Origin of the sequence: Xanthomarina arctica, from assembly GCF_014638915.1 — a bacterium.
In the GTDB taxonomy this organism is placed as follows: Bacteria; Bacteroidota; Bacteroidia; order Flavobacteriales; family Flavobacteriaceae; genus Xanthomarina; species Xanthomarina arctica.
This window is the reverse complement of record NZ_BMFQ01000014.1, coordinates 1-1,183: the sequence shown is the minus strand read 5'-3', so window position 1 is coordinate 1,183 and position 1,183 is coordinate 1. Positions and strand designations below refer to the sequence as shown.

General features: G+C 28.8%; 1 protein-coding gene. It reads right to left on the bottom strand.

All coding sequences use genetic code 11. The annotated features are described in order from the left end of the window. Positions 1 to 250 precede the first annotated feature (250 nt). Positions 251 to 664, bottom strand: a complete 414-nt coding sequence (locus IEV77_RS17345) for a hypothetical protein (protein ID WP_188467176.1) — start codon at positions 662 to 664, stop codon at positions 251 to 253. Positions 665 to 1,183: the final 519 nt, after the last annotated feature.

The window sequence follows — 1,183 nt, the reverse complement described above, 5'->3', positions numbered from 1 at the left end:
CATTTTATTCAATTTAGTTTCTCAAATGTCTCTTAATATTATTAATCAAAAAAGTCAAAATGAGTGAACTGCTATTTTCGTTGAGTTACGCTGTTCTCAAATGACACACAACGGTTTTGTATATGAAAAGTGCGTGCTTGTGTCAGAGGATTTTCGGAACGAAAATCGGATGAAAGCAAGTACGCACTTTCACTTTGGTTTAGCACTAAACTACGCATTTTTTATATACAGTGTTGGCAACAGGCTTTTATTATTCAAGATTAAATACTTGATTATAATATTCGTTCAATAAGCCCTTCCCACTATGTTTTGTTTTTAAAATCAGTTTAGATTCAGCACAAGCATTTTTATATAAACTCTGTTCTTTGTCATTCTGACTTTTTGAACCTAAATAAACCATTTTATAAATCGGATTAGATTGTTCCATTTCAAACGCTTTTTTTAGCATTTCTTGCCCTTTAATTTCCAATTCACTTCGTAAATCAATATCCTTCTTAAATAGTCCATTAACATCTTCAATCATAGACCACAAAAAGAAGAAATAATGTTTCCACGTTTCAAATTCTGCATTATTTTCCGAAATCAGTTTTTGATATTCAGAATACGCTTCGTTATATTTTTCGGCAGTTTCTAATTCAAATATTTGTTTCAGATTTTGATTCATTCGTTTTCTTAGGTTGTCAAGTTCCACATTATATTTAAAAAACTCTTTTGGAAAACAAAATAAATGATGAACAAACTAATTAATATTCCAACATTGATTAAAGATGACTTTTTCTTATTTAGAATATACTTAACTATCAATATTATAATGTGAATAATTGTAAACACAAAAACTAAAAAGTTGAAAAAAATATCAGCTCCACCATTATGATTAAATAAAACAATAGATGAAAGACTGAAGTAAGTAATGAATAATAATAAAGTTACTAAGTGTGTTTTCTTTACGGTCATTTTTCAGCTTGTTGCCAACGTGTTTGTATATGGTTTGTTGCGTGTTTAAGAACGTAATTTAGCAAATAAAAACCGAATAGAAAATCCGCGAGGGTTTTCGTAAGCAAGCTAGAACCAGCAATAAATTATATACGGCTTAAGTTAGCATTTTAATAAAAACACTAAATTAAGGCATATAAATTAGAAAGCACAAAAGAGAGGAATAAGGTTAATATATACGCAGAGACTA